Below are 21,210 nucleotides of genomic sequence, written 5' to 3'. Positions count from 1 at the left end.
TGCCGTACCGCCGCGCGCCCCCGCCGTTCGGAAGGACTCCCATGCCCCGCCCCGCCCTGCACCTGGCCGTCGAGATCGACGGCGACGGCGCCCATCCCGCCGCGTGGCGCCGTGCCGCGCACGCCCCCGGAGAGCTGCTGAGCCCTCGTCGGCTCGCCCGGACCGCGGCCGCCGCCGAGAACGCCGGGTTCGCCCTGGTCACCCTGGAGGACTCGATCCTGCCGCCCGGTTCGGCCGACGGCACCGGCCCGGTGGGCCGGATCGGCGCGGTGGAACGGGCCGCGTTCGCGGCCGCTTCGACCAGCGTCCTCGGCGTCGCCCCCGTGCTCGCGACCACGTACGCCGAGCCGTTCCACGTCTCCTCGCAGCTCGCCTCGCTCGACCACGTCTCGGCCGGCCGGGCCGGCTGGGTGGTGGGGGCCGAGGAGGACCCGGCCGCCGCGCGCGCCTGGGGCCGGCCGGTCGTCGGGGGCGCCGACGCGATCGCCCGCGAGGCCCGCGACGGCCTCCGGGTCGTACGGGACCTGTGGGACTCGTGGGAGGACGACGCGGTGATCCGGTCGGTGGCCACCAGCCGCTACCTGGACCGGTCGCGGCTGCACTACGTGGACTTCGAGGGCGAGACGTACTCGGTGAAGGGGCCGTCGATCGTGCCGCGTCCGCCGCAGGGCCGGCCCGTGGTCCTGGCCCCCGCCGGTCTCGTCCCGGCGGAGCTGACGGACGTGGCCCTGGTCGGCGGGGCGACCCCGGCCGAGGTCGGCGCGGCGGGCGCGGCCGCCGGTGCGCCGCTCGCCTTCGCCGAGGTCGAGGTGGCCCTCGACACCCCGCGCGAGACGGCGCGGGAGCGGATCGCGGACCTGGAGCGGTACGCGCCGTGGGAGGGCCGCCCCGACCGGCTGCGGTACACCGGTCCGGCCGCCGGTCTGGTGGAGCTGCTCGCGGAGCTCGGCGGGCACGTCGACGGGGTGCGGCTGCGGCCGCTCGTCCTCGACGAGGACCTCTCCGCGCTCTCCCGGCTCGTCCTGCCCGAGCTGTTCGTGCGGCGGCTCGCGGCCCGGCCCCTGCCGGGCACCACCCTCCGCGCCTCCCTGGGCCTCCCCCGGCCCCTCAGCCGCTTCACGACCGCCGGCACCGCCGTGCCCGCTCCGGAGGAGACCCGATGACCCGCACCGACCCGCACGACGTCCCGCGCCCGGACGCGCGGCTGCACCTCGGGGTGTTCTTCCAGGGGGTCAACCACTGGACGATCTGGTCGGACCCGTCCAGCGGCTCCCAGATCGACCCGGCCTCCTTCCTGCGGGTGGCCAGGACCGCCGAACGCGGCCTCTTCGACGCCTTCTTCCTCGGTGACGGGCTGCGGCTGCGCGAGTCGGAGGGCGGTGTCCACGAGCTGGACGTGGCGGGCCGGCCCGACTCGATCACCCAGCTGTCGGCGCTCGCCGCCACGACCGGGCGGATCGGGCTCGTCTCCACCTCCAACACCACCTTCAACGAGCCGGGCGACCTCGCCCGGCGGCTCGCCGGCCTCGACCTGCTCTCCGGCGGCCGGGCCGGCTGGAACGTGGTGACCACGCACAACGCCTGGACCGGCGAGAACTTCCGGCGCGGCGGGTTCCTCGACCACGCCGACCGGTACCGGCGCGCCGAGGAGTTCCTGTCCGTCGCGCGCGCCGTGTGGAACGGCTGGGCGCAGGGCGCGGTGGCGGACTCGGTCGAGGCCCGCTCCTGGTCGGTGCCGGGGGCGGTGGGGCGCGTACGGGTGGAGGGCGCCCACTTCGACGTGGACCTGGCGCCGACCCTGCCGCGCAGCTCCCAGGGGCATCCGGTGATCTTCCAGGCGGGCGACTCCGGGGAGGGCCGGGACTTCGCGGCCCGCAACGCGGACGTCGTCTTCTCCGCGCACGGCACGGACTTCGACGACGCGCTCGCCTTCGCCGAGGACGTCCGGCGACGGCTGCGGGCGGCGGGCCGGGCCGAGGACGCGCTGCGGATCCTGCCGGGCACGGAGATCGTCATCGGGGCGACCGAGAAGGAGGCGGAGGAGAAGGCCCGCTGGGTGCGCCTGGAACAGGTGACGCCCGCGGTGGCGCTCGGCATCGCGAGCCGGCTGTGGGGCTTCGACCTGTCCGGGCGGGACGCCGACGGGCCGCTGCCGGCCGAGGACCCGGTGGTCGCCGCGTACGAGGGGAAGTTCGGCACGCGCCGGGTGGGCGACCCCCGGCCGGTGGTGGCCGAGTGGCGCGCGAAGGCCGGTGCGAACGGCTGGTCGCTGCGCGAGACGGTGATCGAACTGGGCACGCGGCGCGGGCACGTCGGCACCGCGGCCGGGCTCGCGGAGAAGTTCGCGCGGTTCGTGCGGCACGGGGCCCTGGACGGTTTCAACGTCTCGCCGTATCTGGTGCCGGACGGCCTGGACGACATCGTGGAGCTGCTCGTGCCGGAGCTCCAGGAGCGGGGCGTGTACCGGACGGCGTACACGGGGACGACGCTCCGGGAGCACCTGGGACTCGCCCCCGCGGTGTGACCCCGGCGGTCAGGAGGCGTCTGGCGGGCGGACCACCAGGAGGGCGGCCACGTCGTCGTCGAGGCCTCCGGCGCCGTGGGCGGCGAGGTCGCGGTGGAGACGGGCCAGGAACTCCGGGGCGGGCTCGCCGCTCCACTCCCGCATCCGCGCCTCCAGCGGGTAGAAGGCGCCGCCGCGATCGCGGGTCTCGCTGACGCCGTCGGTGTAGAGGAGCATCCGGTCCCCGGGGCCGAAGGGGACCTCCTCGGTCCGGTGGCGGCTGTCGGCGAGGCCCGTGAGGTTGACGGGCAGCGACGGAGCGGCGAAGCGGACGTCCCTCACCTCGCTCCCGTGCTGGAGGAGCGGGGTGGGGTGGCCGAGGCTGAGGAACCGTGCGACGTCCCGGTCGTCGGGAAGTTCCACGAGGACGACGGTGGCGAAGCGTTCCGTGGCGTCGGAGCCGGGGTCTCGGGGGTCGTGGCGGGCGAGGCCCTCGTCGAGCCGGTCCGCGAGGGCGGCCAGGTCCGGGGCGTCGTGCACGGAGGCGCGGAAGGCGCCGAGGAGGACGGAGGCGGTCTCGACGGCGCCGAGCCCCTTGCCCTGGACGTCGCCGAGCATGACGCGGACGGCACCGGGGATCCTGGCGGCCTCGTAGAAGTCGCCGCCGATCCTGGCCTTGGCCGCGGCCGCGACGTACAACAGGTGGAGTTCGAACCGGCCGAGACGGTGGGGCAGGGGACGCAGCACGACCCGCTGGACGACCTCGGCGACGGCGGTGAGTTCGCGCAGGTCCTGTTCGCGGCGGGTGCGGATCCTGCTGGCCCAGGCCGAGGCGGCGGTCACGACGGCGAGGACGGTCTCGCCCTCGAAGGACCCCGTCAGGGGGCTGTCGCCCCGGTCGAAGCCGAGCAGCACGCGGACCGCCATCGCGAGCAGCCCGATGCCGATCGTCCCGCGCACGCCCCAGGTGACGGCGGCGAGCGGGGGCGCGGCGACCAGGAGGCGGTCGAAGCGCTCCTCTTCGGGGGTGAGCAGATCGGCGAGGGCCGTCAGGAGCACGACCAGGAAGGGCAGGGACCTGCTGATGACCAACTGGACGCGTGCCGCCGTGCCTGCGCGGGCTCGGGAACCGGCTGTGGGCATCTCATGATCGTACGCAGGGCCGTCGGCCGGGGCGGGGCGGCGCCTGCTCCGGGCGTGTCCCCCGGGTGCCGCCGGGCAGGGCGAGGGCGGCGGGCAGCGTGAGGGCGGCGATCGCCGCCAGGGCGGGGAGCGCGGCGCCCTCCGCCGGTACGAACCCCCCGTCCGGTACGAGGGCGAGCAGGAGGGTCACGATGGCGACGCCGAGCGCCGGGCCGACGTTCATCGCGGTCTGCTGGAGGCCTCCGGCGACCCCGGCATGGGCCTCGGGGGCGCGGTGCACGACGACGGAGGTGGCGGTGACCATGAGCGTGACGAAGCCGGCGCCGAGGAGGGCGGCGCAGCCGCCGACGGGGAGGGCGCCGGCCGTGGCGTCCAGGCGGGAGAGGAGCAGGGCGCCGAGGGTGAGGAGGGCGGCGCCGGCCGTCGCCGTGCGGCGGGGACCGTGACGGCGCTGGAGGGGCGGGCAGAGCGGCGCGCCGAGCACCATGAGGAGGGCGAGCGGCAGGAAGCGCAGCGCGCAGGTGAGGGGGTCGAGCCGCTGGACGTCCTGGAGGAAGTACGTCGTCACGAACAGCGCGCCGAAGAGGGCCGCCGAGGCGGCGAGGAGCGCGGCGACCCCGGCGACGACGGGCACGCTCCGGAGCAGTTCCGGGGGCAGCAGGGGGTGTGCGGCGCGGCGTTCGTGCCGGGCGAGGGCGGTCCCGGCGACGGCGGCCCCGGCGCAGGCGAGCGCGCCGGGGACGGCGCCGCCGGGCCGGGCGGCCTCGACGAGCCCGTGGACCAGCAGGCCCAGGGCCGCGGCGAGCAGCAGGGCGCCGAGGGGATCGAGCACGGCGAGGCCGGGGGCCGCCCGGCTTCGGGCTTCGGCTTCCGGTTGCCGGGTGGCGAGGGCCAGGAGGCCGATGGCGAGGGTCGGCGGCACGCTCAGGAGGAAGACGGAACGCCAGCCGTACGCGGAGACCAGCGCGCCGCCCACGAGCGGTCCGGCGGCGGCCGCGAGGCCGATGACGGCGGTGCGGACGGCGATCGGGGTCGCCAGCCGGTCGGGCGGGAAGGCCGTGCGCAGCATGCCGAGGGTGGCGGGCTGGAGGAGCGCCCCGCACACCCCCTGGAGCACGCGCAACGCGATCACGGCCTCGATGCCGGGGGCCAGGGCGATGCCCGCGGAAGCGGCGGCGAAGCCGAGGGCGCCGACGGCGAAGACCCGGCGGTGGCCGTGGCGGTCGCCGAGGCGGCCCGCGAAGACCAGGAGGCTCGCGACGGCCACGAGGTAGCCGGTGCTGGTCCACTGGACCTGGCCGACGTCGGCGTGCAGGTCGCGCTGGAGGGCGGGTTGGGCGACGGTCAGGACCGTGCCGTCGAGGGCGACGACGGCGGCTCCGACGACGCTGCAGGCGAGGACGGAGGCGCGGGCGGAGACGCGAACGCGGGCGAGGAAGCCGAGACGGACGAGAGCGGGGACGCGGGCGGGAGCGGGGGTACGGCTCCGGTTCACGGGGCGGGCTCCTCGGGCCCGAGGTGGGCGTCGAGGGCGGCCGCGAGCAGCGGGGCGGGGTCGGTGCCGCCGATCGCGAGCGGGAGGCTGCCCCAGTGCCAGAGCTGGGCGATGCCGTGCAGGTTGGCCCAGAGGGCGCCGGCGGTGACGACGGGGGCGGCGTCGGGGCGGACGCGGGCGACCAGTTCGGCGAGCCGGGCGAAGAGCGGCAGGCTCGTCTCGCGCAGCCCGAGCCGCCCGCTCTCCAGCAGGTCGTGCCGGAACATCAGCTCGTACATGCCGCGCCGCGACCCGGCGTAATCGAGGTAGACGCGGGCGAGGAGCGCGATCCGCTCGCGCGGCGCGGCGTCCTCGCGGTCCTCGGCGGCGACGCGGGCGGCCAGTTCGGCGAAGCCCTGCCGGGCGATGGCCGACAGGAGGTCGAGGTGGGTGGGGAAGTGGCGGCGGGGGGCGCCGTGGGAGACGCCGGCACGGCGGGCGATCTCGCGCAGCGAGAGGGCCTGGGCGCCCTCGGCGTCCACGAGCTCGACCCCGGCCCGGACGAGCCGCCCGCGCAGCCCGCCGTCCGCGCGGTCGCCGCGCGACCCGGCGTCCGTGTCGCCGTCACACGTATCGCTGCCGTTCGCGTCGCCGGCGCCCGCGTCGCCGGCGTTCGTGTCGCCGTCGCGCGACCCGGCGTCCGTACGGCCGTCGCGCGGTCCGCCGTCTTCCCGGCCGCGCTCCTCGTCATTCTCGTGATCCTTACGCATGGACACTGTCTACCAAGTTGCCGTAGACACTGTCTACCCACTCTCGCGCCCCGGTCCGTTACACTGGACGGCAGCGAAGGGGAGTAGCCCTGCGAACCGGTCGTCGACACACTGGAGCCCCCGGGTTCCCGGTGACCGGGTCCACGGACGACGTGGACGGGCGAGACCTTCGGCCAGGCATCAACCGTGTCCGCGCATCCGCGGGCGCGGTCCGTCATGCCGGGCCGAGTGGTCCTCCCGTCGCCCACCGAGGTGCCGTGCGGGGCCCGGAGGCCCGGACCGAGCAGAGAGCCCCGGTATGCACCTCGACCCCTTGGCGATCCTCACCGCCTTCGGGCTGATCTTCCTCGCCGAGCTTCCCGACAAGACGATGTTCGCGTCCCTCGCCATGGGCACGCGCATGCGTCCCCTGTACGTGTGGATCGGCACCTCCACCGCCTTCCTGGCACACGTCGCCATCGCGGTGGGCGCCGGCAGCCTGCTCGGGCTGCTGCCGGGCTGGACCGTCAAACTCGTCTCGGCGCTCCTGTTCGGCTTCGGCGCCTTCATGCTGCTGCGCGGCGGGGACGACGACGGGGACGACGACACGGGCGGCCGGACGGTCACCGGCTTCTGGCCCGTCTTCTCGACCGCCTTCACGGCCGTGTTCATCAGCGAGTGGGGCGACCTGACCCAGATCACCACCGCCAACCTGGCCGCCACCAACGGCACCTGGTCCACGGCGATCGGTTCGTTCGCCGCCCTGACGAGCGTCTCCGCCCTCGCCCTGGTCGCGGGCCGCTTCATCGCGAAGCGCGTCCCCCTCAAGACCGTCCAGCGCATCGGCGGCGTGTGCATGGCGGGCCTCGCGATCTGGTCCCTGACCGAGGTCTTCACCGGCTGACGCCCCCTCCGCCGACCTGCTGCCCCGCCGTCCCCCCAGGACGGCGGGGCAGTCCTTTTCCCGCTCGTCCGACCTATTGATGAAGCAGTGAATCACTGCTTCACTCCTTCCATGCCCTACCGACGCACCCCCGCCGTTCAGGCCCGGCTCGACGCCCAGCGCGCCTCCGTCGTCGAGGCGGCGCTCGGGCTGCTCGCCGAGCAGGGGTACGCGGGGTGCACCGTGGCCGCCGTCGCCGCGCGGGCCGGGATCGCCACGGGCAGCGTGTACCGCCACTTCGACGGCAAGTCCGAGCTCGCCGTCGAGCTCTTCCGGACCGTGGTGGGCCGGGAGGTCGCAGCCGTCTCCGAGGCGGCCGGGCACCCCGGGCACCGTACGGCCGCCGAGCGGGTGGTCGCCGTCGTCGAGACCTTCGCCCTGCGCGCCCTGAAGTCGCCGCGCCTCGCCTACGCGCTGCTCGCCGAGCCCGTCGACCCGGCCGTGGACGCCGAACGGCTCGTCTTCCGGCGCGCGTTCCGGGACGTCTTCGCCGCCCGCGTCGAGGAGGGCGTCCGCTCGGGCGAACTGCCGCCCCAGGACCCCGTCCTGACGGCCTCGGCACTGGTCGGGGCGGGCGCCGAGGCGCTCGTCGGCCCGCTGGCGGAGGGGTCCGTCGGACCCGGCACCGTACCCGCACTCGTCACCTTCACCCTGCGAGCACTGGGAGTCCCCGATGCCGACCACGCATGAGGTCACCAACCAGGTCCCCCCGCTGACCGGCCACGACGTCTCCGCCGACCCCGCCCTCCTGGAGGCGCTGCGCCGGGAGGGCGCCGGCTGGGCCGAGGCGGAGGTCCGCGAGCTGGGCGTACGGGCCGGTGGCGCCGAGGCGCAGGAGTGGGGGCGGCTCGCCGAGCGCCACTCCCCCGTCCTGCACACCCACGACCGGTACGGCCACCGGACCGACGAGGTCGAGTTCCACCCGTACTGGCACTCCCTGATGGACGTGGCCGTACGGCACGGGCTGCACGGCGCGCCCTGGCGCGACGAGCGGCCCGGCGCCCACGTGGCGCGCGCGGCCAAGGTGTTCGTGTGGGGGCAGGCCGACGCCGGGCACCTGTGCCCGGTCTCGATGACGTACGCCGCCGTGCCCGCGCTGCGCGCCCAGCCGGACCTCGCCGAGGTGTACGAGCCGCTGCTCACCTCCCCGTCGTACGACTTCGGGCTGCGGGTGCCGACGGAGAAGCGCGGGATCATCGCCGGGATGTCGATGACCGAGAAGCAGGGCGGTTCGGACGTCCGGGCGAACACGACCCGGGCGGTCCCGGCGGGCGAGCCCGGTCTGTACGCGCTGACCGGCCACAAGTGGTTCACCTCGGCCCCCATGTCCGACGTCTTCCTCACCCTCGCGCAGGCGCCCGGCGGGCTCTCCTGCTTCCTGGTGCCGCGCGTCCTGCCGGACGGCACCCGCAACGCGATCCGGCTCCAGCGCCTGAAGGACAAGCTGGGGAACCGCTCGAACGCCTCCTCCGAGATCGAGTACGAGGGTGCCCTCGGCCGACTGGTCGGCGAGGAGGGGCGCGGGGTGGCGACCATCATCCGGATGGTCAACATGACGCGGCTCGACTGCGCGATCAGCTCGGCGTCCGGGATGCGCCTGGGGCTCGTGCACGCGGTCCACCACGCCACGCACCGGCGGGCGTTCGGGGCGCGACTCGTCGACCAGCCGCTGATGCGGAACGTCCTGGCCGACCTGGCGGTGGAGGCGGAGGCGGCCACGCTCGCGGCGCTGCGGCTCGCCGGGGCGGTGGACCGGGCGGCGCGCGGCGACGCGGAGGAGGAGCAGCTGCGGCGGCTCGGGCTCGCGGTCACCAAGTACTGGGTGTGCAAGCGGGCGCCCGCGCACGCGGCCGAGGCCCTGGAGTGCCTGGGCGGCAACGGCTACGTGGAGGACTCGGGCCTGCCGAGGCTCTACCGGGAGGCGCCGCTGCCCTCCATCTGGGAGGGGTCGGGGAACGTGGCCGCGCTCGACGTGCTGCGGGCGATGGCCCGTCAGCCGCAGGCGGTGGAGGCGTTCTTCGCGGAGGTCGACCGGGGCGCGGGCGCCGACCGGCGCCTGGACGCGGCGGTCGCCGGGCTCCGCAAGGAGCTGGCGGGGCTCGGGGACCCCGACGCGGTGGCGTACGGGGCGCGGCGGCTCGTGGAGCGGCTCGCGCTCGTGTTCCAGGGCTCGCTGCTGGTCCGGCACGGGAACCCGGCGGTGACGGACGCGTTCTGCGCCTCGCGGCTCGACGGCGACCGGGGCCTGGCCTTCGGCACGCTCCCGGCGGGCCTGGACACGGCGTCGATCGTCGAACGGAGCGGGCCGGACGCGGCGGCCTGAGGGGACGGCTGGTCCGAAGGGACGGCGGCGGTACGACGTAGCCTCCCGCACCTTCATGGCGGACAAGATCTGTCCTATTTCACACCTACTGTCGCCGGAGCGCCCCACCCCGGGGCGCGCCGACGGAAGGACCGTGAGATGTACGAGCAGACCGGCGCGGCGCCGAAGGGCTACACCAGCGTGGCGCCCTGGGTCGTCACCGACGACACCGGAGCCTTCCTCGACTTCGTCGCCGAGGTGTTCGGGGGCGAGGAGCTGGCGCGCGTGCCCACCGAGGACGGTTCGATCGGCCACGGCGAGATCCGGATTGGGGACACCGTCGTCCTGGCCTTCGACCGGCGCCCGGACTGGCCCGTCCTGCCCAGTCTGCTGCGCGTGTTCGTCGCCGACGCGGACGCCGTGTTCGCCCGGGCCGTCGCGGCGGGCTGCCGCGTCGTCACGCCCCTGTCCGACAGCGCGTTCGGGCAGCGGGGCGGGCGCGTCCGGGACCCCTTCGGCACCATCTGGTGGGTGACGAGCCACGTCGAGGACGTCTCCGAGGAGGAGATGTGGAGGCGGCTCCAGGACCCGGTGTACGCCGAGGGCATGCGGGTGGCGCAGGCGACGCTCGACGCCGAGCTGAGCGGCCGGGAGCGGGGACGCAGCAGTGCCCCGGTCGGGCCGGCCGCCTGACTCCCGCACGTGCCCGGCGGGCCGGGGCCCTGCCGTGCCTCCCCGGCCTTCCGGTGGCAGGCTGAAGGGGCACGTTCCCCGGGGGCGGGTTCCCCCGGGTCGCGGTGTTCGCCGGAGCGCGAGGGAGGAGTCCCGTTGGGCAGCGAGGCGATGCACGAGGAGCTGGACGCGCGGGCGGCCGGGACGGCGGAGCGGGTGGTGGCCTGGCGGCACCATCTGCACCGGCATCCGGAGCTGTCCAACCGGGAGGTGAACACGGCCCGTCTGGTGGCGGACCACCTGCGCGGCCTCGGCCTCGACGAGGTCCGTACGGGCATCGCGGGCCACGGGGTCGTGGGGGTCCTGCGCGGCGGGACGGCGGGCGAGCGGGTCGTGGCGCTGCGGGCGGACATGGACGCGCTGCCGGTGCGGGACCTGTGCGGGGCGGACTTCGTCTCCGAGGCGGTGGACGCCGACTACCCGGGCGGGCCGTTCCCGGTGTCGCACGCCTGCGGCCACGACTGCCACACGGCGATGCTGCTGGGCGCGGCGACGGTCCTCTCGGAGGTCCGCGACCGGCTGCCGGGGACCGTCCTGTTCGTCTTCCAGCCCGCCGAGGAGGGGCCGCCGGTGACCGAGGAGGGCGGGGCGCGGGCGATGGTCGAGGCGGGCGCCTTCGCCGGTCCGGTGCCGACGATGGTCTTCGGGATGCACGTGACGCCGTACCCGAAGGGGTACGTGGGGTACCGGATCGGCAACCAGTACGGCGCGTCCGTGCTCGTCCGGATCGTCGTCACCGGCCGGCAGACGCACGGCTCCACGCCCTGGCAGGGCGTCGATCCGATGCCGGCGGCCGGCGCGATCCTGACGGGCATCGGGCAGCTGTACCGGCAGGTCTCGGCCTTCGACCCGGTCACGGTGTCCATCGGGCACGTGGAGGACGTCGGCCGCTTCAACATCGTCGGGGAGACGGTGACGCTGTGGGGCACGATCCGCACCGCCGTCGAGTCGGACATGGCGGAGGTGCGGCGGCGCCTGACGACGCTCGTGGAGCACTCGGCGGCGGCGTACGGGGCCGCGGCCACGGCGGAGTACCTCCAGCCCGTACCGCCCGTGCACAACAGCGGGCCGTGGGTGGCGGCCGGTCTGCCGACCTTCCGCCGGGTGGCCGGCGCGGGGCGCGTGGTGGAGACGGGCGGGACGCTCGGGTACGACGACGTCTCCGAGTTCGTGCGGCGGTTCGGCGGCCTGTACGTGACGCTCGGGGTCCAGGACGCGGCCCTGGACGCGTCGGGCCGGCCGGTCCCGGTGGAGGGCGGGCGCGGTCTGGTGACCAACCACAACCCCGGCTTCTACGCCGACGACTCCGCCCTCGTCACCGGTGTCCGGCTGCACGCGCACGTGGCGTACGACCATCTGAGGGGCGCCCTCGTCGTCCCGGAGGAGACTCCCGACGCGGGCGGTCCGCTCCCGGCGCGGCGGGGGCGCGCGTGAGCGCCGGCGGACCCGTCCCGGTGGCGGTCCGGGCGCGGTCGGCGGTCCCGACTTGCGTCCCGGTCGTCACGCGGGAGGCTGGAGCCATCCGCCCGCGCACCCCGCAGGGAGAGACATGATCCTGGACCTGACCGCCCTCGCCGACGAGCACCTGGCCGCGGCCCGCACCTCGCCGCACGGGCGGAGCGCCCATCTGGTGATGCACGACGGAGTGCTCCGGCAGACCGTCATCGCCCTGACGGCGGGCACGTCCCTGGACGAGCACAACGCGCCGCCCGCCGCGAGCCTCCAGGTGCTGCGGGGCCGGGTGGACCTGACGGCGGCCGACCGGGCGGAGGAGCTGCGGGCGGGCACGCTCCGCATGATCCCCAAGGAGCGGCACGGCCTGACCGCCCTGGAGGACGCGGTGGTCCTCCTGACCGCCGTGAACGACTGACGCGCGCCCCCGTACCGGCCCCGGTCACCCAGGTCGTGTCGAGGTCCTCCGCGTAGTGCTCGACGGCCGCGCGGTTCGCGACGGGCGGCCCGCGCCGGCTGCCAGGTGACGGGCCGCCATAGCGGGCGGGTCGGATTGTGGCGTCCTCACCCATGGAGGACGGCTCCGGGGAGGCCGTAGCGTCCCGGCCGATCCCCCGTCAGGAACGAGCCGCCCGGGAGCCCCCATGCGTCCACCCCGTCCCGCCCGCTTGCGCGGGCCACGTCGTCTCGCGGCGCTGCTGCTGTGCGCCGCCGCCGCCCTCTTCCCGACCGCGGTCCCCGCCGGGGCCGCCGCTCCCCCGCCCGTGCCCGGCACGCTCCAGGGGTACGACATCGGTTCCGTGTTCAGCGCGGGCGTCTCGTCCGGCGGGTACATGGCCACGCAGCTGCACGTGGCGTACTCGGGGACGTTCGAGGGCTCGGCGGTCTTCGCCTCGGGGCCGTACGACTGCGCCCGGGGGCAGCTCGCCACGGCGCTCAACGCCTGTATGGACACCGTCCAGAACCTCCAGCTCACCGCCCTGGAGCAGGCCACCCGCGACCGGTCCGCGCGGGGGCAGATCGATCCGGTGGAGAACCTGGCGGGCGACCCGGTGTACGCCTTCAGCGGGTCGGCGGACACCACGGTGAAGCGGCCGGTGGTGGACGCGCTCTCCGACTACTACGGGCGGTTCGGCGCCCGGGTCCACTACGACCGGTCCACGGCGGCGGGGCACGCCTGGATCACCCCGCTCGGGCCCAACTCCTGCGGGGCGACGCAGACCCCGTTCCTGAACAAGTGCGGGACCGACGCGGAGGGGGCGCTGCTCGGGCACCTCCTCGGGTCGGTCGCGGCACCCGGTTCCGGGACGGGCGGCTCGCTGATCCGCTTCGACCAGAACGCGTACGCGCCCGGCGGTTCGGCGTCGGCGATCTCGATGGGCGCGGAGGGCTTCGCGTACGTGCCGAGGTCCTGCTCCGACGGGGCGCGCTGCCGTCTGCTCGTGGCGCTGCACGGCTGCAAGCAGGGGTACACGTACCAGGGGTTCGGCACCAGGTTCGTGGAGGGCGCGTACCTCAACGAGTACGCCGACACCAACGACATGATCGTGCTGTATCCGCAGGCGGCGGCCACGGGGACGCTGGAGAACCCGAACGGGTGCTGGAACTGGTGGGGCTACCTCGGTGACACGGCCTACGCCCGGCACGGCGGGAAGCAGATCGAGGCCGTCATGGGCATGGTGCGGGCGCTGCGCGGCACGGGGACGCCGCCGCCCTCGTCCGACCGGACGGTCCTGAGCAGCACGGACGCCGAGGACGGCTATGTGAAGGCGGCGGCGGACGGTTCGGGGGCGGCGGTCGGCACCCTGGAGGACCTGTCCGGGCTGGCGCTGGGCCGGGGCACGGACGGGAAGGTGAACCGGACGGTGGTCTCCTTCGACACCTCGCGGATCCCGGCCGGCAGGGAGATCGCCCGGGCCTGGCTGACCGTCACGCGGTCGAGCGGCTCGGGCGACCCCTGGGCCTCGCCCGCCGGGAACCGGCTCCTGGTGGACGTGCGGACCGGCTGCTTCGGCGGGTGCGCGGTCGAGCCGGCGGACTGGTCGGCGCCTGCCTCGGTGGCGGGCGGCGCGCGGATCGACGCGTTCTCGTCGGGGAGCGCGGTGTCGGCGGACCTGTCGGCGGAGGCGGTCGCGGCCCTGAACCGGGGCGGGACCACCCAGTTCCGCCTGGGCTTCGCATCGGCGCCGGCCGGCACGGCGTACCTCTTCGTGAACCGGGACACGCCGGTGACTCTGACGGTCGAGTACAGGTAGAGGGTTCACCGTCGCCGTCGGCGTCCGTCCGTGTGTCCGTGCGTCCGTGCGTCCGTCCGGAAGGCTGATGGTGTCCGGTGCCGCGCCGAACGGGTCAGCGGGGCGGTTCCGGAAGTTCCTCCCCGGTCTCCAGGAGGGACTTGAGGCTGGAGATCAGCGCGGGCCAGCCCTCGGCGATCTGCTCCTTGATGGAGCCGTCGGGGGCCAGGCCGCCGTGGGTGACCGTCAGCCTGACCGTGTCGCCCGCCGGTTCGATCGCGAAGGCCACCCGGGACCGGGGCTCCGCGACGAGGCGCGCGTACGCCTCGTGCCCGAGGCCGACGGCCTCCGCCCACTCCGGGGTGAAGGTGTGCCAGGTGTACGAGAGGAGGCGGCCGGGCTCGGACGCGAGGACCACCTGCTCGGGATCGGCGGTCCTGCGGCCGCGCTCCTCCCAGACCACGGGGGCGCCAGGCGTCCAGTCCGTCTCGAAGGCCACGCCCCAGTAGCGGCGGGTGAGCTCCGGCTCGGTGAGCGCCCTCCAGAGCACGTCGGGGGTGGTCCGGATGTAGGTGGTGTAGACGAACGTGTCGCTGCCCATCGCACTGCCCTCGGATCTGCTCCCCCGCGGCTTCCCCTCCCCTCCAGCCTAGGCGGGCGCCGGACGTACGTGCCAGCGAAGGGAGCCGGGGGTGTCACGGGCGGGCGACCTCAGGCGGTCCGATGATCCTTCTTCCGTTGAATAGGTGCGGAAGAAACTATTCAACGGACTGCTAGCGTGTCCGGATGTCCCTCAAGCACGCCGTCCTCGCCACTCTCCTGGAGGGCGAGGCCTCCGGATACGACCTGGCCAAGATCTTCGACGTGTCCGTCGCCAACTTCTGGGCCGCGACCCCGCAGCAGCTCTACCGCGAGCTCGACCGGCTGGCGGAGGCCGGTCTGATCACGGCCCGGGTGGTGGAGCAGGAACGGCGCCCCAACAAGCGGATGTTCCGCCTCACCGATGCGGGCAGGCGGGAGCTGACCGTGTACACGTCGGCGCCCCCGCGTCCGAGCGCCGTCCGGGACGAGCTGCTGGTCCAGGTGCAGGCCTGCGACGAGGGGGACACCGCGGCCGTCCGCGCGTTCGTGGCCCGGCGGATGGAGACGGCCCGGACCAAGCTCGCCCGCTACGACCGGCTGCGGGAGCGGATGCTCGCCGGCCGGGACGAGGAGGCGTACCTGGACGAGACGGAGCGCATCGGGCCGTATCTCACGCTGATGCGCGGCCGGTTCTTCGAGGAGGAGAACCTGCGCTGGGGCACCCGCGTCCTCGCCGTGCTCGACCGGCGCGCCGCCGTGGACGCCCGGGACGGGGCGGGGAGGACTGGGGCCGAGGCGGCGCGGGGGGCGTGACGGGCCTCGGAGGGTGGTCCGGGGTCCTACTCTGCGGTAACGTCACCGGCCGGCCGCCGGAGGCTCCGGCGGCGCATCGGGACGGATCGGGGACGGACCTCCATGAACGTCGGTGACCTCGTCGAGGACTTCAGCCTTCCGGACGAGACGGGTACCTCCCGCTCCCTGACCGGACTCCTGGCCGAGGGGCCGGTCGTCCTCTTCTTCTATCCGGCGGCGCTCACCCCGGGCTGTACCGCCGAGGCCTGCCACTTCCGCGACCTCGCGGCCGAGTTCCGCGCCGTCGGCGCGCTGCCCGTCGGGATCAGCTCCGACGGGGTGGAGCGGCAGCAGGAGTTCGCCGAGCGGCACTCCCTCGGCTACCCCCTGCTGTCCGACGCGGACGGCGCCGTGCGGGAGCGGTTCGGCGTCAAGCGGGGGTTCTCGCTCGCGCCGACGAAGCGGGTCACGTTCGTGATCGGCCAGGACCGGCGGGTCCGGGAGGTCGTGCGCAGCGAGCTGCGGATGAACGCGCACGCGGACCGCGCGCTGGCCGTCCTGCGCGGCGCCTGAGGCGCGTCGGCCTCCGTCTCCGTCCCGGGCGGCGGGGGCGGGTGGTCCGCGCGGCGGGCCGACACGACGTGCGGGGAGGCGGTGCTCGGGTGAGACTCGCTTCAAGGCTGGCCCCTTCTCGGCCGGCGCCGGAACGGAGCGTGCAGGAATGGACGACTACCCCCTCCTCAACCTCTTCTGGACCATGCTGTGGTTCTTCCTCTGGATCATGTGGCTGTTCCTGCTGTTCAAGGTGGTCACCGACATCTTCCGGGACCACACCCTGCACGGCTGGGGCAAGGCCGGCTGGCTGGTCTTCTGCATCCTGCTCCCCTACCTCGGGGTGCTGGTCTACGTCATCGCCCGCGGCAAGGGCATGAGCCGGCGCGACATCAAGCAGGCGAAGGACAGCGAGGCCGCGTTCCAGGACTACATCCGCAAGGCCGCCGGGACGCAGGGCGGCGGCGCGAGTGCCACGGACGAGCTGGCCCGGCTGGCGGACCTGAAGGACAAGGGCGCCATCACGCCGGAGGAGTTCGAGAAGGCGAAGGCCAAGGTGCTGTCCTGAGGCGCCGGGAAGGCACGGACGCCGCAGCCGCCGGTCCACCGGGACCCGTCCCGGTGGACCGGCGGCCTTGTCGTCGCGGCACCGGCGAACATCACACCCCCCAAATAAGTATCTAAAATACCGCTTTGATACGGTCATCCCGTGAAGCTGACGAAGTTCACCGACCTGGCACTCCGCGCCGTGATGCGCCTGGCGGTCACGACGCAGGAGGAGTCCGTCACCACGCGGGAGGTGGCGGAGTCGATGGACGTGCCGTACGCCCACATGGCGAAGGTGGTCACCCGGCTCCAGCACCTCGGCGTGGTCGAGGCGCGCCGCGGACGCGGCGGCGGGCTCGCCCTGACGGAGCTGGGCCGGCGCTCGTCGGTGGGCTGGCTGACCCGCACTCTGGAAGGCGAGGAGGAGGTCGTCGCCTGCGAGGGCGACCCGCCCTGCCCGCTCAGGTCCGCCTGCCGGCTCCGGGGGGCGCTCCGCGAGGCACAGGAGGCGTTCTACCGCGTGCTCGACCCGCTGACCGTGGCGGAGCTCGTGTCCTCGCCGACCGGTCCGCTCCTCCTCTCGCTCTCCCCCCGCCCCACCCCCTGATCCCGCGCACCGACCGGTGTGCGCTTCCTTCCGCCCTTAAATAGGTAGATCATTTACCAGATTGGGAGTCCTCCATGCTGTCCGAGCAGGCCGTCCCGGTCGTCCGCGCCACCCTGCCCGCCGTCGGCGGCGCCCTGGACCGGATCACCGAGCGCTTCTACGGGCGTCTCTTCGCCGCCCACCCCGAGCTCCTGCGCGACCTGTTCAACCGGGGGAACCAGGCCAACGGCGAGCAGCGGCAGGCACTCGCGGGCTCCATAGCCGCCTTCGCCACGGCCCTCCTGGAGCACCCGGACCGGCGTCCGGACGCGATGCTGGCGCGGATCGCGCACAAGCACGCCTCGCTCGGGGTCACCTCCGAGCAGTACAAGGTCGTGCACGAGCACCTCTTCGCCGCGATCGTGGAGGTCCTCGGCGAGGCGGTGACGCCCGAGGTGGCGCGCGCCTGGGACGAGGTGTACTGGCTGATGGCCAACGCGCTCATAGCCGTGGAGGCCCGGCTTTACCAGGAGGCCGGCGTCGCCGAGGGCCAGGTCTGGCGGTCGATGGAGATCGCCGAGCGGCGGGAGGAGACGGCCGACACGGTCTCGTTCGTCCTGCGCCCCGCCGACGGGAGCCCCACGGCCTCGTTCCGGCCGGGCCAGTACGTGAGCGTCCGGGTCGCCCTGCCCGACGGCGCCCGGCAGATCCGCCAGTACAGCCTCTCCTCCGCCCCGGGACGCCCGCAGTGGCGGATCACGGTGAAGCGGGTCGACGGCGACCCGGCGGGCGAGGTCTCGTCCTGGCTGCACGCCCAGGCCCGCGAGGGGGACGTGGTGGAGGTGTCCGCCCCGTTCGGCGACCTGGTCCTGCCCGAGGGCGACGGCCCCCTGCTGCTCGCCTCCGCCGGGATCGGCAGCACCCCGATGCTGGCCATGCTCGACCACCTCGCGACCATCGGCTCGACCCGCCCCGTCGTGGTCGTGCACGCCGACCGCGCTCCCGGGACCCACGCGCACGCCGCCGAACTGCGGCGCCTCGTGGACGCGCTGCCGCAGGGGACCCTGCACCTCTGGTACGAGGAGCCGGGCGACTCCGGTGCCCGGCCGGGTCGCGCGGACGTCACCGCGCTCGACCTGCCGGCGGGCACGACCGCGTACCTCTGCGGACCGCTGCCCTTCCTGCGCGCCGTGCGCGGCGACCTCCTCGGCCGGGGCACCGCCGCGGCCGACATCCACTACGAGGTGTTCGGCCCCGACCTGTGGCTGGGCGCCGAAAGTTGAGCCCTTCCGCTCGAAATCCCTTCGATCTCCAACCAGCATGGCGCTACCGCTACGGATACTGCATAGTGAGGTGCCATATCGGCCTCGCATTCAGCGGGTCCGGGAGGAACGGACGGAAGCGACGGAGACGATGGGATCGTTCGGGTCAGCACACGGCGGTCGGGGTGCCGGGCGGCCGGTGCGCGGGATCGCCCTCGACATCGGCAGCTCCCGGACCCGCGCCTGGGCGCCGGGGGCGGGCGTCTTCGCGGACGTGCCGAGCGGCCCGGTGCGGCGCGGTCGCGTGACCGACGCCGACTCCCAGCTCCGGCTGCTGCGGCGGCTGACGGCCGCGGCACCGGGCGGCGACGGACACGACACCGTCGTGATGCTGACCCACCCGGTGCTCGCCGGTCGGGAGGAGCGGGAGGCGGCGAAGCGGGTGCTGGACGGTCTCGGCGCGGTACGGGTCTTCGCCGTGGACAGCGCCCGCGCCGCGGCGGCCTACGCCGCCCCGGCCGGCGACGGCCCGCTGCTCGTGGTGGACCTCGGCGCGCAGCTGACCGAGGTCACGCTCGTCGTGGACGGCCTCGTCGTGGACGCCCGGCTCGCCGAGGTCGGCCTCGACGACCTCCCCGAGTCGGGGAGCGCCCCGGACTCGGTCGCCGGGACGGCCGCCGACCTGGTGAGCGACCTGTGGCGGCGCGACCGCACGGGCGCCGTGCGCGGGGCGCTGCGCCGGGGCGTCCTGGTGACGGGCGGTGGCGCCCTCCGGCTCGACGTGACCGGCCGGCTGGCACACCTCCTCCGGGCCCGCCTCCGCCTGGCCAACGACCCGTCGACCAGCGCCGTCCGCGGCGCGGGCCTGATGCTCGCCTCCGCCCTCCGCCACCCGGTCGCCTCTCCCGTCTGCGGGTGAGGCCGGCCGGGTCCGGCGCCGGCAGGCGGGGAGGCGGGGCGGACCCGGGTCAGCAGCCGGTCGCCCAGACGTGGGAGTCGCCGCGGTCGTTGGCGGCGCCGTTGTACCCGACCTCCTGACCGGGGGCGAGACAGATGGTCATGCCGCCGCCCTGCCAGGCGTTCTCGTAGACGCGGACGTGGTCCTTGATTCCGGGACCGGAGATGCCGTGGTTGGCCCAGGAGGAGTCGGTGTCGGAGATCCAGCTCTCCCACCAGCCGTCGTCCCCGCTCCAGTTGGCGCGCTGGCCGCCGAAGCCGGATTCCTGCCAGACGCAGAAGTTGCCGCTGGGGCATTCGGCGGCCCCGGCGGAGGAGGCGAGGGCGAGGCCGGTGGTGGCGGCGAGCAGGGCCGCGGCGGTGGTGGCGAGGATGCGCTTCACGGGAGGGTGTGGCCTTTCTGCGGGTGGGACGTACGGAGGGGCGCGGGCAGTTCGGCCGCCCGCAGCAGCGCGCGGTCGCGCAGCTGCCGGTATGCGGTGAGTTCGTCGTGGCGCAGGGCGCGCACGGTGACCAGTTCGGCGGACTCCAGGCGCGCGCGTACGGCGTCGAGTCCGGTCTCGCGGGCGCAACGGGTGGCGACCGCCGGATCGGGGCGGTCGGGACGGGGCCGGTCCGGTGGGGTCACGCACGCGGTCCAGCGGGCGAGGGCCGCGCGGTGGACGGGGTCGGCGCGCATCCGGTGCTGGGCCTCGGCACGGAGGTTGTCGACGGTGACCTGGGCGCGGAACCAGCGCATCTGGTCGCCGTAGAGCCGGTGGCGGGCGGCGGCGAGGCAGCCGTCCGTGTGGGCGGTGACGGTGGCGCCCGTCGCGAGGGTGACGGAGAGTTCACGGGGTCCGGTGCCGAAGAGCGCCGCCCGGAAGGCGCGGTCCTCGTCGGGGGCTCGGGGCCTGGGCGTGGGGGTGACGCCCCGGGCGCTCAGGCAGTCGGTGACGAGGCGGTGCTCGGCGGCCTTGAGGAGTGCGTCCCGGGCCGCCTCGGTGGTCGGGACGCCGGGCGCCGCGGGTGCTCCGGCCTCGACGGTGGTGCAGCCGGCGAGCAGGAGCGAGGCGGCCGCCGCGGCGAGGGCGTGACGGGTGCGCGAGGCGGCGCGGAGCATGGGGCCCCCCTTCGATCGTCCCTGGTCGGAGGGCCGGCGGGTGGTCCTCCTGCCGGCTCGGGGTGATCGTTTCCCGGAGGTACTGCCACCATTCCGAGGCTCACTCGAACGAGTCGAACGCGCCGGTGCGTGCGCCTCTCGCGCGCCGTGGGCGCACCGCGAGCAGCGGGAGCACCACGGAGGGAAGGGCAGGGCAGGGAACGAAGGGCAGAGAAGGGGGCGGAACGACAAAGCCCCGGCTGGACGGGGGATTCCAACCGGGGCTGATCGCCGTGACGGGCGAAGGGCGGTCACCTCTTGGGGGGGGCACCTCGGGGACCGGACCCCTCCGCCGTCACATACATATGAACGGTAAACCTTTCCCGAATGTTCCGAGAGGTCCCGAGTGGGTGATGTGAGGCACCTCACCCCATTTCGGCGAAGCCCTCCGGGGCCGGCGGGGCCGTCAGTCCTTCTCCGGGCGGTAGACGGTGCCGGGCTCCGCCTTTCCGGGGGCGAGGAGCTCCGGCACCGTCACGAAGGTGAACCCCCGCCGTTTGAGCTCGTCGATGATCGGGGGGACGGCCGGGACCGTGCCGTCGTAGATGTCGTGGAGCAGGATGATCCCGTCGCCGTGCGCCTGGTCGAGGACGCGCTGCTCGATGAGGGCCGAGTCGTTGGTCGAGTAGTCCTTGGCCGTGATGCTCCACAGGATCTGGGCGAGTCCGAGTTCCTTGCTGACCTCGGACACGGTGTCGTCGGTGCGGCCCTGCGGCGGGCGCATCAGGGTGGGCTTGCGGCCCGTGATCCGCTCGACGGCATCCTGGGTGCGCTCCAGTTCCTCGCGGACCTCGGCGGCGTCGAGGTCGGTCAGGATCCGGTGCGTCCAGGTGTGGTTGGCGACCTCGTGGCCCTCGTCGGCTATGCGCTTGACCACCTTCGGGTAGCGGTCGACGTGCTTGCTGCCGAGCAGGAAGAAGGTGGCGGGGATCTGCTTCTCCTTGAGGATGTCGAGGAGCTCGGGCGTGTCCTTGCCCGGCCCCGCGTCGAAGGTCAGCGCGATGCACTTGGTCTTGGCGCAGTCGACGCGGCGGCCCTCGCCGCCCGGCTTGTCGTCCGACCCGGCCTCCTCCCGCGCCTCCTGCGGAGTGAGCGGGTCGACGCCGCAGCCGCTCAGCGTCACCATCAGCGACGCGGCGGCCAGCAGGGCGACGGCGGTTCCCCCGCGTCGGCGCAGCCTGGATCGGAACATGGTGGAACCCGCTTTCCCCGGTGACGTTCGACAGGCCGCGGCCGTCGCCTGGTCGGGGCGGGCCGTGC

Annotated in this window: 22 protein-coding genes; 15 read left to right on the top strand and 7 right to left on the bottom strand. The window is 74.7% G+C overall.

Translation table 11 applies throughout. The annotated features are described in order from the left end of the window. Nucleotides 1-41 precede the first annotated feature (41 nt). On the top strand, nucleotides 42-1,163 hold the full coding sequence (locus tag CP977_RS32505) for an LLM class flavin-dependent oxidoreductase (RefSeq protein ID WP_062760095.1): 1,122 nt from the start codon (nucleotides 42-44) through the stop codon (nucleotides 1,161-1,163). Next, nucleotides 1,160-2,524 (top strand): NtaA/DmoA family FMN-dependent monooxygenase, encoded by a 1,365-nt coding sequence (locus tag CP977_RS32500; protein ID WP_062760094.1) that lies wholly within the window; start codon nucleotides 1,160-1,162, stop codon nucleotides 2,522-2,524. The genes CP977_RS32505 and CP977_RS32500 overlap by 4 nt, the downstream gene beginning before the upstream one ends. Before the next feature lie 9 nt (nucleotides 2,525-2,533). On the opposite strand, the gene CP977_RS32495 is transcribed toward CP977_RS32500, so the two are convergent. From CP977_RS32495 to CP977_RS32485, 3 genes are read right to left on the bottom strand one after another with little or no spacing between them, the layout of a single operon-like run. After that, the gene (locus CP977_RS32495) at nucleotides 2,534-3,646 is read right to left on the bottom strand and encodes a PP2C family protein-serine/threonine phosphatase (RefSeq protein WP_062760093.1); all 1,113 of its coding nucleotides are present in this window, start codon (nucleotides 3,644-3,646) and stop codon (nucleotides 2,534-2,536) included. A 1-nt stretch (nucleotide 3,647) separates the two neighbouring features. After that, on the bottom strand, nucleotides 3,648-5,141 hold the full coding sequence (locus CP977_RS32490; protein WP_152371358.1) for an MFS transporter: 1,494 nt from the start codon (nucleotides 5,139-5,141) through the stop codon (nucleotides 3,648-3,650). Beyond that, complete coding sequence (locus tag CP977_RS32485) at nucleotides 5,138-5,698, bottom strand: TetR/AcrR family transcriptional regulator (RefSeq protein WP_109184984.1); 561 nt, start codon at nucleotides 5,696-5,698, stop codon at nucleotides 5,138-5,140. The genes CP977_RS32490 and CP977_RS32485 overlap by 4 nt, the downstream gene beginning before the upstream one ends. 490 nt (nucleotides 5,699-6,188) lie before the next feature. Here CP977_RS32485 and CP977_RS32480 point away from each other — a divergent pair, with 490 nt between their 5' ends. The 7 genes from CP977_RS32480 (at nucleotide 6,189) to CP977_RS32450 (ending at nucleotide 13,553) form a co-directional block, all read left to right on the top strand. Beyond that, a complete protein-coding gene (locus CP977_RS32480) occupies nucleotides 6,189-6,773 on the top strand; it encodes a TMEM165/GDT1 family protein (RefSeq protein WP_062760092.1) in 585 nt (194 codons plus the stop codon). Between the two features lie 111 nt (nucleotides 6,774-6,884). Then, a complete protein-coding gene (locus tag CP977_RS32475; RefSeq protein ID WP_062760091.1) occupies nucleotides 6,885-7,502 on the top strand; it encodes a TetR/AcrR family transcriptional regulator in 618 nt (205 codons plus the stop codon). Beyond that, on the top strand, nucleotides 7,486-9,135 hold the full coding sequence (locus tag CP977_RS32470) for an acyl-CoA dehydrogenase family protein (protein WP_062760090.1): 1,650 nt from the start codon (nucleotides 7,486-7,488) through the stop codon (nucleotides 9,133-9,135). The genes CP977_RS32475 and CP977_RS32470 overlap by 17 nt, the downstream gene beginning before the upstream one ends. Before the next feature lie 138 nt (nucleotides 9,136-9,273). Beyond that, nucleotides 9,274-9,807, top strand: coding sequence for a VOC family protein (locus CP977_RS32465; RefSeq protein WP_062760089.1), 534 nt, complete (start codon nucleotides 9,274-9,276; stop codon nucleotides 9,805-9,807). A gap of 135 nt (nucleotides 9,808-9,942) precedes the next feature. Continuing rightward, the gene (locus CP977_RS32460) at nucleotides 9,943-11,280 is read left to right on the top strand and encodes a M20 metallopeptidase family protein (protein ID WP_152371357.1); all 1,338 of its coding nucleotides are present in this window, start codon (nucleotides 9,943-9,945) and stop codon (nucleotides 11,278-11,280) included. 115 nt (nucleotides 11,281-11,395) lie between these two features. Beyond that, on the top strand, nucleotides 11,396-11,716 hold the full coding sequence (locus CP977_RS32455) for a cupin domain-containing protein (protein ID WP_079131522.1): 321 nt from the start codon (nucleotides 11,396-11,398) through the stop codon (nucleotides 11,714-11,716). A 226-nt stretch (nucleotides 11,717-11,942) separates the two neighbouring features. Beyond that, the gene (locus tag CP977_RS32450) at nucleotides 11,943-13,553 is read left to right on the top strand and encodes an extracellular catalytic domain type 2 short-chain-length polyhydroxyalkanoate depolymerase (RefSeq protein WP_152371356.1); all 1,611 of its coding nucleotides are present in this window, start codon (nucleotides 11,943-11,945) and stop codon (nucleotides 13,551-13,553) included. Between the two features lie 94 nt (nucleotides 13,554-13,647). On the opposite strand, the gene CP977_RS32445 is transcribed toward CP977_RS32450, so the two are convergent. Continuing rightward, nucleotides 13,648-14,133 carry an SRPBCC family protein gene (locus tag CP977_RS32445; RefSeq protein WP_152371355.1) on the bottom strand — a complete coding sequence of 162 codons (486 nt, stop codon included), beginning with the start codon at nucleotides 14,131-14,133 and terminating at the stop codon, nucleotides 13,648-13,650. A gap of 185 nt (nucleotides 14,134-14,318) precedes the next feature. Here CP977_RS32445 and CP977_RS32440 point away from each other — a divergent pair, with 185 nt between their 5' ends. The 6 genes from CP977_RS32440 (at nucleotide 14,319) to CP977_RS32415 (ending at nucleotide 18,771) form a co-directional block, all read left to right on the top strand. After that, the gene (locus CP977_RS32440) at nucleotides 14,319-14,927 is read left to right on the top strand and encodes a PadR family transcriptional regulator (RefSeq protein WP_062760086.1); all 609 of its coding nucleotides are present in this window, start codon (nucleotides 14,319-14,321) and stop codon (nucleotides 14,925-14,927) included. A 102-nt stretch (nucleotides 14,928-15,029) separates the two neighbouring features. Next, nucleotides 15,030-15,479, top strand: a complete 450-nt coding sequence (locus CP977_RS32435; RefSeq protein WP_062760085.1) for a peroxiredoxin — start codon at nucleotides 15,030-15,032, stop codon at nucleotides 15,477-15,479. A gap of 148 nt (nucleotides 15,480-15,627) precedes the next feature. Next, nucleotides 15,628-16,026, top strand: a complete 399-nt coding sequence (locus CP977_RS32430; RefSeq protein ID WP_062760084.1) for an SHOCT domain-containing protein — start codon at nucleotides 15,628-15,630, stop codon at nucleotides 16,024-16,026. A 141-nt stretch (nucleotides 16,027-16,167) separates the two neighbouring features. After that, a complete protein-coding gene (locus tag CP977_RS32425) occupies nucleotides 16,168-16,611 on the top strand; it encodes an RrF2 family transcriptional regulator (RefSeq protein WP_062760083.1) in 444 nt (147 codons plus the stop codon). Between the two features lie 74 nt (nucleotides 16,612-16,685). After that, a complete protein-coding gene (locus CP977_RS32420; RefSeq protein ID WP_062760082.1) occupies nucleotides 16,686-17,873 on the top strand; it encodes a globin domain-containing protein in 1,188 nt (395 codons plus the stop codon). A gap of 130 nt (nucleotides 17,874-18,003) precedes the next feature. Beyond that, nucleotides 18,004-18,771 carry a rod shape-determining protein gene (locus CP977_RS32415; protein WP_062760081.1) on the top strand — a complete coding sequence of 256 codons (768 nt, stop codon included), beginning with the start codon at nucleotides 18,004-18,006 and terminating at the stop codon, nucleotides 18,769-18,771. Between the two features lie 49 nt (nucleotides 18,772-18,820). Here CP977_RS32415 and CP977_RS32410 read toward each other — a convergent pair whose 3' ends face one another. The 3 genes from CP977_RS32410 to CP977_RS32400 all read right to left on the bottom strand — a co-directional run bounded on the left by CP977_RS32410 (nucleotide 18,821) and on the right by CP977_RS32400 (nucleotide 21,142). Next, nucleotides 18,821-19,192 carry a peptidase inhibitor family I36 protein gene (locus CP977_RS32410; protein ID WP_062760080.1) on the bottom strand — a complete coding sequence of 124 codons (372 nt, stop codon included), beginning with the start codon at nucleotides 19,190-19,192 and terminating at the stop codon, nucleotides 18,821-18,823. Then, nucleotides 19,189-19,911 (bottom strand): hypothetical protein, encoded by a 723-nt coding sequence (locus tag CP977_RS32405; protein WP_109184773.1) that lies wholly within the window; start codon nucleotides 19,909-19,911, stop codon nucleotides 19,189-19,191. Before CP977_RS32405 ends, CP977_RS32410 begins: the two co-directional genes overlap by 4 nt. A gap of 445 nt (nucleotides 19,912-20,356) precedes the next feature. Then, nucleotides 20,357-21,142, bottom strand: coding sequence for a polysaccharide deacetylase family protein (locus tag CP977_RS32400; protein WP_152371354.1), 786 nt, complete (start codon nucleotides 21,140-21,142; stop codon nucleotides 20,357-20,359). Nucleotides 21,143-21,210 lie beyond the last annotated feature (68 nt).

The organism is Streptomyces cinereoruber (assembly GCF_009299385.1).
GTDB classification, from domain to species: domain Bacteria; phylum Actinomycetota; class Actinomycetes; order Streptomycetales; family Streptomycetaceae; genus Streptomyces; species Streptomyces bikiniensis.
This window is presented reverse-complemented; position numbering and strand designations above follow the sequence as displayed.

Coding starts and splice junctions, on each gene's coding strand:
- CP977_RS32450 (WP_152371356.1), top strand. CDS start 11,943: ATGCGTCCACCCCGTCCCGCCCGCTTGCGCGGGCCACGTCGTCTCGCG.
- CP977_RS32475 (WP_062760091.1), top strand. CDS start 6,885: ATGCCCTACCGACGCACCCCCGCCGTTCAGGCCCGGCTCGACGCCCAG.
- CP977_RS32455 (WP_079131522.1), top strand. CDS start 11,396: ATGATCCTGGACCTGACCGCCCTCGCCGACGAGCACCTGGCCGCGGCC.
- CP977_RS32415 (WP_062760081.1), top strand. CDS start 18,004: ATGGGATCGTTCGGGTCAGCACACGGCGGTCGGGGTGCCGGGCGGCCG.
- CP977_RS32445 (WP_152371355.1), bottom strand. CDS start 14,133: ATGGGCAGCGACACGTTCGTCTACACCACCTACATCCGGACCACCCCC.
- CP977_RS32465 (WP_062760089.1), top strand. CDS start 9,274: ATGTACGAGCAGACCGGCGCGGCGCCGAAGGGCTACACCAGCGTGGCG.
- CP977_RS32495 (WP_062760093.1), bottom strand. CDS start 3,646: ATGCCCACAGCCGGTTCCCGAGCCCGCGCAGGCACGGCGGCACGCGTC.
- CP977_RS32405 (WP_109184773.1), bottom strand. CDS start 19,911: ATGCTCCGCGCCGCCTCGCGCACCCGTCACGCCCTCGCCGCGGCGGCC.
- CP977_RS32500 (WP_062760094.1), top strand. CDS start 1,160: ATGACCCGCACCGACCCGCACGACGTCCCGCGCCCGGACGCGCGGCTG.
- CP977_RS32505 (WP_062760095.1), top strand. CDS start 42: ATGCCCCGCCCCGCCCTGCACCTGGCCGTCGAGATCGACGGCGACGGC.
- CP977_RS32430 (WP_062760084.1), top strand. CDS start 15,628: ATGGACGACTACCCCCTCCTCAACCTCTTCTGGACCATGCTGTGGTTC.
- CP977_RS32400 (WP_152371354.1), bottom strand. CDS start 21,142: ATGTTCCGATCCAGGCTGCGCCGACGCGGGGGAACCGCCGTCGCCCTG.
- CP977_RS32480 (WP_062760092.1), top strand. CDS start 6,189: ATGCACCTCGACCCCTTGGCGATCCTCACCGCCTTCGGGCTGATCTTC.
- CP977_RS32435 (WP_062760085.1), top strand. CDS start 15,030: ATGAACGTCGGTGACCTCGTCGAGGACTTCAGCCTTCCGGACGAGACG.
- CP977_RS32470 (WP_062760090.1), top strand. CDS start 7,486: ATGCCGACCACGCATGAGGTCACCAACCAGGTCCCCCCGCTGACCGGC.
- CP977_RS32440 (WP_062760086.1), top strand. CDS start 14,319: ATGTCCCTCAAGCACGCCGTCCTCGCCACTCTCCTGGAGGGCGAGGCC.
- CP977_RS32420 (WP_062760082.1), top strand. CDS start 16,686: ATGCTGTCCGAGCAGGCCGTCCCGGTCGTCCGCGCCACCCTGCCCGCC.